The sequence below is a fragment of the Peribacillus sp. Bi96 genome (assembly GCF_918698115.1).
Lineage (GTDB): Bacteria > Bacillota > Bacilli > Bacillales > DSM-1321 > Peribacillus.
The window spans coordinates 428,804-440,316 of sequence record NZ_CAKKLV010000002.1; the positions used below are offsets into that span (position 1 = coordinate 428,804).

At 39.6% G+C, this 11,513-nt stretch carries 8 protein-coding genes and 1 riboswitch; of the genes, 1 reads left to right on the forward strand and 7 read right to left on the reverse strand.

Annotated elements, in window-relative coordinates; genetic code table 11:
- Window positions 1-31: 31 nt before the first annotated feature.
- From LQ203_RS04495 to LQ203_RS27640, 7 genes are all read right to left on the reverse strand, one after another.
- Entirely contained in the window at window positions 32-352 is a 321-nt protein-coding gene (locus LQ203_RS04495; RefSeq protein WP_230156066.1) for a PadR family transcriptional regulator, read from the reverse strand.
- Between the two features lie 1,040 nt (window positions 353-1,392).
- On the reverse strand, window positions 1,393-3,192 hold the full coding sequence (locus LQ203_RS04500; protein WP_230156153.1) for a S9 family peptidase: 1,800 nt from the start codon (window positions 3,190-3,192) through the stop codon (window positions 1,393-1,395).
- A gap of 133 nt (window positions 3,193-3,325) precedes the next feature.
- Window positions 3,326-5,641: a universal stress protein gene (locus LQ203_RS04505; protein ID WP_230156069.1), complete on the reverse strand. Its 2,316-nt coding sequence runs from the start codon at window positions 5,639-5,641 to the stop codon at window positions 3,326-3,328.
- A gap of 60 nt (window positions 5,642-5,701) precedes the next feature.
- A complete protein-coding gene (gene kdpC, locus LQ203_RS04510) occupies window positions 5,702-6,259 on the reverse strand; it encodes a potassium-transporting ATPase subunit KdpC (RefSeq protein ID WP_230156071.1) in 558 nt (185 codons plus the stop codon).
- Window positions 6,260-6,284: 25 nt separating this feature from the next.
- Window positions 6,285-8,324, reverse strand: a complete 2,040-nt coding sequence (gene kdpB / locus LQ203_RS04515; protein WP_230156073.1) for a potassium-transporting ATPase subunit KdpB — start codon at window positions 8,322-8,324, stop codon at window positions 6,285-6,287.
- A 22-nt stretch (window positions 8,325-8,346) separates the two neighbouring features.
- Complete coding sequence (gene kdpA, locus LQ203_RS04520; protein WP_230156075.1) at window positions 8,347-10,020, reverse strand: potassium-transporting ATPase subunit KdpA; 1,674 nt, start codon at window positions 10,018-10,020, stop codon at window positions 8,347-8,349.
- A 24-nt stretch (window positions 10,021-10,044) separates the two neighbouring features.
- Complete coding sequence (locus LQ203_RS27640) at window positions 10,045-10,119, reverse strand: potassium-transporting ATPase subunit F (RefSeq protein WP_356713880.1); 75 nt, start codon at window positions 10,117-10,119, stop codon at window positions 10,045-10,047.
- 616 nt (window positions 10,120-10,735) lie between these two features.
- Window positions 10,736-10,877: riboswitch (cyclic di-AMP (ydaO/yuaA leader) on the reverse strand.
- Between the two features lie 242 nt (window positions 10,878-11,119).
- On the opposite strand from LQ203_RS27640, the gene LQ203_RS04525 reads away from it, so the two are divergent.
- Complete coding sequence (locus LQ203_RS04525) at window positions 11,120-11,494, forward strand: DUF2294 domain-containing protein (protein ID WP_179086106.1); 375 nt, start codon at window positions 11,120-11,122, stop codon at window positions 11,492-11,494.
- The last annotated feature ends 19 nt before the right edge of the window (window positions 11,495-11,513 follow it).

Below are 11,513 nucleotides of genomic sequence, written 5' to 3' on the forward strand. Positions count from 1 at the left end.
CCAAAAATATCGTACGGAATATCTTATGAAGCTAGATTGACTTTAAGACGTTGATTTTTGATGATACAAAATCCCATTTTTTCCAAAACAATTCAAGTTCCTGGCGGCCAGCCTCATTAAGTGAGTAAAACTTGCGGGGCGGTCCCATATCTGATGGTTTCTTTTCTATGTTCACCAGTTGTTTCTTTTCTAAGCGCACGAGGATGGTGTAGACCGTCCCTTCCACGACTTCAGTAAACCCGAGCTCGTTCAGGCGGCGGGTAATCTCATAGCCATAGGTTTCATGGCGGCTGATGATTTCCAGCACGCAGCCTTCCAGCGAACCCTTCAGCATTTCAGTTAAATTTTCCATGTGCAGAGCCTCCTCTATTTAGTCTGACTTATATTAAGTATAACTTAGTACTAAGGAAAAAAATTTACTGAATAGCTTTTGGGGAATTACGCTATTAAGTATTGCTTATTACGTGTAAATTGTAACACCGAGTAGTTGTGGTGTCAACTATTTTTCTTAAAAAAATTTTTGCAATTTCACTATTCAGTGGTGTCGGTATCCAGTGTGACCTATTACAGGTATATCGTAACACCTAGTAGTTGGGCTGTCAACTGGATTTTCTAAATATTTTTAAAGTCAGCTATCCCCATTGGATACTGCCGATTTTCTTTTTGGAGCTTTTACTTCCTCCTATGCTTACACTGTGGATCATTCCCATCCAGCAGCTGTACATGTAGGTTCCCGGTTTCTCTGGTGTGAAAACGATGAGGTTTTCTCCTACTTCCAGTGGCCAATTCCTTCTGAAAAAATGTTAAAGAGTATTCCCGAAATGAAAGAAGAACTTCGTAGACCTATGTTCTTAATAATATGTTTATTATGCGTTCCTGAAAGATGTGTGGACGTTTTTCTTTTTGGGTTCACGGGAGTTTTAGTAAAATAACTGAGGATTATTAATGTAACTCCTTCACAGTCTTCACTTTTCCACTATCGGGCGCGATTATGAAATAACTCTTAGATTTAAACGACTTTATTGTTATATTTTTAAGTGCGGTGAAGTAATCTGCATCAATAATTAAATAACTTTATTGTCACTCTACAAATAATAAACCTTGATTTTTTTACACTAAGCAGAATAATCAAGGTTTTTACTTCCAAAAAATATCTTAGCCTCTAAAATTCGTGTTTCTTTAATTTTTTTGTATATGCCTATTATCCATTTTTACATGTATCTCGGCTGAACCCCTAAAAACGACATATCAGGAAGTCCTATTTACTAACTCCCAAACCGGAAAACCCACAATAACATCCAGCTTTCCAACATGAAAAACCCTGCTACGTCACATCGACCGTGAATGGCAGGGTTTTTTAATATTGTAAATGCCTTGAATGATTGATGCGTGTTATGCTTTTTCTGTTACTCCCACGAATTGATTTAAGAATGATAGGATTTTTCGATAAACGGCAATTTCATTTTCTTTTTTGGAAAATCCATGCCCTTCATCTTCTAAAAGCATATAATCAACATCTCTTCCTTTTTCCTTCAATGCTTGAACGATTTGATTTGATTCCTCCTTGACGACACGGGGATCGTTGGCTCCTTGAATGACAAGCATTGGTTTTGTCATGGAGTCTAAATAGGTGATGGGTGAGTACTCGATTAGTTTTTCCTTATCTTTTTCAGGGTTCCCTACCCATTGATCCATAACTGGCTTCCAGTCTTCTGGAACGGAATTGATGAATGAGAATAGGTTGGATGGGCCGAAAATATCGACAACCGCCTTAAAATAATCCGCATGTCGTCCGTGTAGCAGAAGTGCCATATACCCTCCGAAGCTTCCGCCCATCAATAGAATGTTACCTTTTTGTACATGCCCTTGGTTAATGAGCCAATCAAGGCCGGCTACATTATCAAGGCGTGGTCCATTTCCCCAATCTCCTTCTACCATTTTCTTGAATTCCAAACCATAACCAGTAGAACCGCGAAAGTTTGGAGCAAAAATACTGTAGCCTTGATTCAGGAAAAATTGAAAAGATGCTCTGAAAGATTTTCGTTCTGCCGCTTGAGGTCCTCCATGGGGCCAAAAAATGACTTCACCATTATCATTTTCCTTTTTTGACCTAAAAAATAACGATTCAATTTCCAAGCCATCAAATGTACGGTACTTAATAATGTCCGGTTCAACCAATTCATTTGAGTCGACCCCAGGAACAGTATATTTAGTTAATGATACCCACTCGTCACCTGTTTTTTTATAAATATTATGTGGCTTGGTTGCGCTCATGCCAAATAAGTAAAGCGCTCCTGTTGCAGCAACCTCAAGTTTATTAATAACGCTGCACGGCACAGGGATATTTCTCCATTCTTCATTTTGCAGATTGAATTCATATAATCGATCCTCTACACCCTTTTGACTGGTTACATATAATAGTTGATTCTCTTTACTATATTTCAAGACACTAAAACTCTCATTCTCCAATTCTTTAACTTTACTGAAATGGTTTGTTTCAAGGTTGTATGATGCCAAATAGGTAAAGTCCGAATCATAATCAGTCAATAAATATATCATTGAATCTGTAACAAAAACACCGTCACTAACTGTGTGTTGTTTCTCAGTAGGCGGCGTAAGCAGGATATTTTCGTTCCCGCGTTTCGCATAAAGAAGTGTATATGTATTAGCAAAGTGTTTATAGTATAGTAAGGTTTCTTCATCCGGACTAATGCCAAATAAATACGTTGCTGCATCATCACCTTCAAGAACCTCGGTTTCACGACCTGATTCTAAATCTATACAATAAGCATTCAAATAGGAAGGATTTCCTCTCGAGGTCGTATAATAGAGTTTTTTGCTGTCATTGGATATAATCGGCATAAAATTTCGGGTATTCTCATGATGAGCAATTTCCTTCATTGTCCCGCCCTTCAAAGGAATCCCGTAAAACTGAGTATTTTCATTACCGTCATGATCAAAACCAGCAATGATAAACCTGCTCTCCTTATCATATAGCAGCTCTTGGCAGCTTTGATCAATGGATGTAAGTGGATATGGAAAGGAATTTGGTAAATCCATTGCCCATAGATTATACTTTCCGCTTAAATTCGTGCTGAATACAAGCTGTTTTTCATCTGGACTAACCGCAAAATTACTAATGGAAAAAGTCCGTAGAAACTGCTCAACATCAGGTTTTGGAAAAGTGATCATCATTTGCAACCCCCTATATTTATACTATAATGAAAAATCTGTAATTAACTATACCATATTTTACCTAATTTACACAGACAAAGCATCCCTGAACTCCACATGATCTTTTCAAAAAAAATACCTGCCGTGTAATTTAATCAGCTACAATCAAAACATCAAGGTGTCTAGCTTCCCTTAAAAGACGAACAACAATGGACCCTCCCTTCATTTCTTGCCATCTCGTTCTTGCTGCTTGCGATAAAATAATTTGTGTAGCTTTTTTGTCATGTAGTTGCTTCTTGATATCATTGACCACTGAACGTTTATTCCTGGTTGTATGCAATACAAAATGGCCTCCTAATCGATGTGTAAGGCTTACGAGTTTATCAAGTATCAGCTCTTCATCAGTCCGCAGCTCTTTTTGATATTTTACGAATATAACAAACCAATTTGCTTTAAGACGATAGGCTATGCGGAACCCTCTTCTAATTAGTCGCTCTGAATCCGCTCGTAGATTGACGCTGACAAAAATCACTTCATTTTCTCTCCATGGCCCCCTTACTCCTTCCTTACGTTTCAATGACTCTAACCTGTCATCCACTTCATCCGCCAATTCACGGAGTGCAAGTTCTCTAAGAGCTATAAGGTTTTGTGTCTTGAAGAAATGGCTAAGTGACTGTTCCACTTTATCCTTGGCATAGATATCCCCCTCTACCATCCTTTGCCGGAGCGCTTTAGGGGAGATATCGATCAACTCAAGTTCATCCGCTAGTTGTAGAATGCTGTCAGGTACTGTTTCTCTAACTGAAACACCTGTTATTTGCTTTACACTATCATTCAAACTTTCTATATGTTGAATATTCATTGTGGAAATTACCGAAATTCCGGAGTTCAAAATGGTCATTACATCTTGATATCTTTTTCGATTTTTGATTCCTGGTACGTTCGTATGTGCTAATTCATCTATCAGGACCACCTCAGGATTTCGTATCATAATGGCATCAAGATCCATTTCCTCCAATAATACGTTTTTATATGGAATGAGCTTTCTAGGCACGATTTCTAAATTCCCCACTTGGGAGGCTGTTTCTTTTCGCCCATGTGTCTCCAGTAATCCAATTACCACATCAAGTCCATTTTCTTTTAAGTGGTTTGCCTCCCTTAGCATCGTATATGTTTTTCCAACACCAGGAGCAGCCCCGATATAAATCTTAAATGTCCCTCTCTTCACCCCTTCGACTTTTTCGTGCAATTCATCAGCTGTGAGTCTGTGATATGGATTTCCACTCCTTTTTTCCGTCTTCATTGCAGGGATGATTCTTTCACCAAATGCTTTACCCCTGTCTGCTACAATAAATACATCAATGTTCTTCGATTTTCTCAATATTTTATTGATAATGGAACCGTTGATCATCTCCTCCCAAGCTGACTTTTTGGATTGGCCAAGGATAATTCGGGTTATTTGATGCTGCATGGAAAATCCGACTATTTCATCTGCTATTTCGTCTTCCTTCATTATTATCTCAATAAACGTTCCCTTTAATTTAGTGATCAGTTTTTGCATGGACCTTTTAAAGATTTCTTCCTCTTTTGAGAGTTTTCTTGTTTTTGAGATAAAGGTAGCTATTATGAACTCACCGCCCAAACGCTTGGCAATTTGATCTCCTCGTCTTATTAATATGGAGCCATTCAAATGGTATTGCGCACAGACCAAGATTCGCTCCGTTGCACCTGAAGGACCCAATAAACCTTCTTGTTCCCTTTGTTCAGTCAGATTCTCTTCAACTTCTTCAGCTAAATATCGAAGCGACAATTCCCTAAGAGTGGCGAGATTACCATTGTTGTAAAACTGTAACAACCCTTCGTCTTTTTTCTCGATTTCCCCTTTTTGCAGTCGTTTTAAAATGGCTTCAGGGGTGACGTCCAAAAGACGTACTTCATCAGCATTTGTCAGAGTATCTTCGGGCACTGTAACTTGTAAGTGAAAGGGAAGTTTCAGTAATTGTTCGGCAACTTCCTTCACCCCTTTCAACTCATAAATATTTATGGTCGTTATGACACTGATTTCATTTTTAATTAATTCTTTAACGTCGTCCAATCTAGTTGGATTTTTTGCATGACAATGATTTTCATGTGCTAATCGATCAACTAAAACCACCTCTGGATTCCGCTTGTAAATACCCTCCAAATCAAGATCCTGCTCTCCGGGTCCGTTTTGTTCCCATTCTATAGCAGGTATAAGTTCGAGACTGCCTAATTGTTTAAGCGTTTTAGGACTACAGGGCTTGCTGACTATTCCGACAACAACGTCAATCCCTCGTTTTTTCAATTCATTTCCTTCAAGAAGCAAATGGTAGGTCTTCCCCGAACCGCTCACGGCTCCAAGTATGATTTTTAGCCTTCCCCTTTGGATATTGGAAATCGACTCTAGAATTTCATCCGATGTTTTTCTGCGAAATTGTTCCGACATAATCCCACCTCCTTATTAGTTCTATTGCAATCGGAGAGAAAATCTCTCTCTACAACAAATTTATTTTAATTCGTCCAAGGCCATATTTAACTCCAAAACATTAATTCGAGGTTCTCCAAAAAGTCCAAACGATCGGCTGCTTGTATACTTTTCCACAAGAAGATATACCTTTTTTTCAGACAATTCCCTTTCAAGAGCAATACGAGGAACCTGTACCTTGGCACCATCAGGAGAAATATTGGGATCAAGCCCAGACCCCGAATTTGTCATTAAATCAGATGGTATGTCTGCTTTATCGACAGTAGGGTTTTCTTCTAAAAATTTTAAAATATCCTTTTTTGTCCGATCAATGAGCTCCTCATTTGAAGGAGAGTAGTTTAACGTACCTGAATTAGCTGCATCATATTCAATAGATGAAACACGACCTTGAAAGTACCGAGGATCTATAAAGGATTGGCCGATCAATTCGGAACCAATCATTTCTCCCGATTCATTCTTAATTAAACTGCCCTCTGCTTTTGCGGGCATCGTCAACTGTGCCAGGCCTGTCATCAGAACCGGATAGGCCACTCCACATATAAGAAAAAGCACAATAACCAAACGTAAGTTTTTTAACATGGATTTCCACCCTTAATTTATATTTTCAAACCACTCTTAACACGACAAGAAGTAAATCAATCACTTTAATTCCAACGAAAGGAACTAACACTCCTCCTACTCCATAAAGGGCCAAATTCCTCTTCAACAATCTTGTAGCGCTCATAGGAACATATTTAACCCCTTTCATGGCCAATGGTATTAGCAATGGAATGATAATGGCGTTAAATATTAAAGCTGATAATATGGCACTTTGAGGTGTTGCTAAACCCATAATGTTCAGGGCTTTCATTTGAGGTATCGCCAACATGAACATGGCTGGGATTATCGCAAAATATTTAGCTACATCATTTGCAATGCTAAAGGTTGTCAGTGCCCCCCGGGTCATGAGCAACTGTTTCCCAATTGATACTACTTCAATGATTTTTGTGGGATCTGAATCTAAATCCACCATATTAGCGGCTTCCTTCGCCGCATTCGTTCCTGTATTCATCGCCAACCCTACATCTGCCTGTGCCAATGCAGGGGCATCGTTTGTGCCATCTCCAGTCATAGCAACAAGCTTGCCCTCCGCTTGTTCCCGCTTGATGACGGAGATTTTATCCTCCGGCTTAGCCTCGGCGATAAAATCATCGACACCTGCTTCTTTTGCAATAGTTGCAGCGGTTAAAGGGTTATCCCCCGTGCACATTATGCTTTTAATCCCCATTTTCCTTAACTCATCAAATCGTTCCTTCATGCCTGGTTTCACTGTATCTTTCAAGTAGATTGTGCCAAGTATACGGTTTCCCTCTGTTACAACCAGTGGGGTACCGCCTTTTTTGGCCACCTCATCACAAGTATCTTTTAAACCGTCTGGCACTTCTCCCCCTTGTTGCACTATATATTTCATGATCGTATCAACCGCACCTTTTCGGATCCTTTTCCCATCAGGAAAATCAGTTCCGCTCATTCTCGTTTCAGCTGTAAATTCAATTCCTACCGAATCGGTTTTATTCAGCGCGTTTTCAGGCAAACCGTTTTTTTTGGCGAATTCCACAACGGAACGGCCCTCAGGGGTATCATCATGTAAAGATGAATATACGGAACATTGGGTAAGCTCCTCCTGACTTATACCAATAGCCGGTATTAAGGCAGAGGCCATGCGGTTACCATGTGTTATCGTTCCTGTTTTATCAAGGATGATCGTATTGATATCACCAGCCGCTTCCACCGATTTTCCAGACTTCGCAATAACATTGAATTGTGTTACCCTATCCATCCCCGCTATTCCTATGGCTGAGAGCAAACCGCCTATCGTTGTGGGGATCAAGCAAACTAGTAAAGCTACAAGTGTAGTGATGGGCAAGGTAACGTGTATATATGACGCAATTGGCACAAGCGTCGTACATACAAGCAAAAAGATAATGGTCAAGCTGACCAATAGTGTACCCAATGCGATTTCATTCGGTGTTTTTTGCCTTTTAGCTCCTTCCACCAAATTAATCATCCGATCAAGAAAAGATTCCCCAGGATCTGCACTGACTTTAACTTTGATATAATCACTGATAACTTTTGTACCGCCTGTTACTGAACTGAAATCTCCACCAGGTTCTTTTATTACGGAAGCTGATTCACCCGTGATCGCTGATTCATCTATGGCAGCCACTCCTTCGATGATTTCTCCATCGGTTGGTATTAAATCGTTTGCCTCCACTAAAACAATATCGCCTTTACGTAAATGCAAGGCATCGATTATTTTTATGGAACCATCTTTCTGGATTAACCTTGCTTTTGTATCCTGCTTTGTCTTTTTCAGGCTATTAGCCTGTGCTTTTCCGCGTCCCTCAGCAAGAGCTTCCGCAAAATTAGCGAAAATGATCGTTACAAATAAAATGATGGTTACTGCAAAGTTATACCCCCTGTCAGCTATTCCACCAAAAATTTCAGGGAAAATAGACAGAATTAAGGTAATGACAAAGCCCACTTCAACAACAAACATGACTGGATTACGAGCCATGACTTTTGGATTCAATTTTTTGAGTGCATCTTTACCTGCCTCATAAATAATGTTCTTATTTAAATTTGCTATTCGCTCTGTACTCATTTTGAATGCCCCTTTTCAACATTTATCTAATCGTAAGCCATTCAGCAATTGGTCCAAGTGCCATTATGGGAAAGAAAGTCAAAGCTCCAATAATTAAAACCGTTGCTAATAGAATGACAAGGAAGGTACCATTATCCGTTTTGAAGGTTCCCATCGTTTCAGGAACACGTGTCTTTACCAGTAATGATCCTGCGACGGCGATCATTGCGAACATGGAAAAGTAACGGCCGAACAACATGACTAAACCGGTGGAAATATTCCAAAAAGGTGTATTGTCACCTAAGCCTTCAAAACCGGAACCATTATTGGCAGCAGAAGAGGTAAACTCATAAACTACTTGAGAAATACCGTGAAAGCCAGGATTTGAAATAGCTGCTGATCCCATTTGTGTCGCTAACGCGATGGCAGATGGAACTAATATGATCAATGGGTGGAGAAGAATGGCTATAGCTATTAATTTCATCTCCTGCCCTTCAATCTTCTTACCCAAAAACTCAGGTGTACGTCCCACCATAAGGCCGGCAAGAAATACAGCCATTATTGAATACATGAGAATATTGATTGTCCCCACACCTTCTCCGCCAAATACACAATTCAACATCATCATTGCGAGTGGAGCTATACTTCCCAGAGGCGTTAGAGTATCATGCATATTATTTACCGACCCTGTAGTGGCAGCTGTAGTGATGCTAGTGAATAATGCACTCTGAGCTACCCCGAAACGAACCTCCTTCCCTTCCATACTCCCATTCTCTTGTGAAAGGCCAATTTGTTCTAAAGCTGGATTACCATTTTTTTCATTGAAATAAGTCATGCCCAAGAAGAGAAGTAGCATGAGTCCCATCGCTGAAAATAAGATCCAGCCTTGCTTCTTATTTCTCGCCATATTTCCAAACGTCAACGGGAGGGCAGCAGGTATAAGGAACATGGATAATATTTCTAATGCATTCGTAAATCCATTAGGATTTTCAAATGGATGGGCTGAGTTAACCCCAAAGAACCCTCCTCCGTTTGTACCTATGTGCTTAATCGATTCCAGTGCCGCTACAGGTCCCCTTGCTATATGTTGGGTCGCTCCTTCTAATGTTTCAGCTACTGCAGTAGGGCCGAAAGTTTGCGGAACCCCCTGGGACACAAGGATTAAACCAATCAAAATCGATAAGGGAAGCAGCACTCGAGTAATCGTACGGATCAAATCCACATAGAAGTTTCCTAGACTCCTCTGACCCGTCAACCCTCTAAAGAAAGCCATACATAATGAAAGGCCTGTAGCGGGGGTCGTGAACATCAAGAATATGATAACTGCCATTTGAGATAAATATGACAGGCCCGATTCCCCGCTATAATGTTGTAAATTGGTATTCGTAAGAAAGCTTGCAGCAGTATTGAATGCCAGCAATGGCTCCATGCTGTCTACATCACTGGGGTTGCCTGGTAACTCCCCTTGGAAACGAAGAATCAAATAAGAGATAAAGAACATCACTAAATTACTCAATAACAGGGACTTGGCGTACTGCTGCCATGTCATATCATGCGTCTTCATTCCAGACAGTTTAAAGATATATCGTTCCATCCTTCCAAATACGCGATCTTGTTTCGTTATTTCAAGGGAATAAACACTCGTTAAATACTTTGCCAATGGCACGGCTAATATAACCGCAATTGCCAATACCACAACGATTTGTAATAGATCCATTTGCAATTCCTCCGATAGTCACCATTAGTATTTTTCCGGATATATTAAGGCATGTATTAAATACAGCGTAACCGCTCCGACGATGATCATTAGTAACATTTCGCTACTCACCCTCTTTTGCTATGACTTTATTACAAAAATGAATGAACCCTAAAAAGAGAATAAACGGTGTAACCATTAGTAAAATTGCTATCACATCCATTTTGTATCACTCCTCCCACACAACTATTAACAACCTTTATTCCCATCCACCTCCTTAAAAGGTAAGTATCTTAATCTAGAAGTTTTGCTAAAAGCCTAAAACCGTTTCAATCGTTTACATCCCATTTCTTTGAATGAAATAGGGCACCCTCTTTCGATTTTTAAACACTTTGACTTTTCCCTGGGAGGGGAAAACGTCAGTTAAGGCATAAAAAAAATAGACCAATGCTTACTTTCCTCCAGTACAGCTGCCCTGCCCAAATAAATCTCTATCCCTACAGCGTCAAGAGCTTTGACGCATCAGAAAAAGAAAGATATGCAGAAGCAAACATATAGATGGAGAAAAGAAATCATTGGTCTACTTAACGCCCAGCAAGCCATAAAGCTTACTTTGCGATCCGCCTTCCAAGAAACCTTTTCAATTATAGGCATAATAAAAAGACCTACGGAAATGTCAGGTTGCCCTTTTGCTTTGACACAACAAAAGAGCCTCCCGAAATCAAGGTGGTCTTATGACCTCCTTCGCTTTAGCCGACGAAGTTAGCTGACGGGTAGGATGGCGAAAGAGTATCTCATCCCTTCTGCAAATGCAGAATTAACCCCAAAAATAGTGGGTCCTCCGTTCTCAATCACTTGAGATTTGGCCGATATCAAATTGTTTTTCTTGACGTTATTGTACGCCCCTCACCAAAGGTTTGTAAACTCATATAAATCTTCAAAAACATCCATATACGTTCATCACAGACCATATTTAACCATTTAAAATACAAAATCGCTTTCTTTCTTTAAAATACTAACTATTTCTCTTTTTTCTAAAGTTTTACAAACTGTTATTGACAAGAACTCAAACATGGCATTATGATAAATCCCATAAATTGGTCAAATAATTGGAGGCATTATGATAAATACAAAAAAAAGACTTGAAGCTGAAATAAGTGAGGCATTCATTAAGTTCCAGCGCGAATTGATAGGAAGAGGACCTCAAGAAACTAAAACGTATATTATCAATGATATGTTGATAACCCGTTTCAAGGGTGTTCTGACTGTTGAGGAAAAGCACCTTGTGAGTCACAATTCCGGCAAAAAGCTTGTAAAGAAAATGCGTTCGCTGCTTCGTGAAATGTACACGAAGGATTACGAAAAAATTGTTGAAGATCATACGGGATGTAAGGTTCTTTCTTCTCACAGTGACATAAGCACCAAAACAGGTGAAAGAATTGAAGTTTTCATAATGGATAAGGATCTAGAGCGTCTTTTTGAAACGATCAAGTAGAAAGACTATAAAGTTCCGA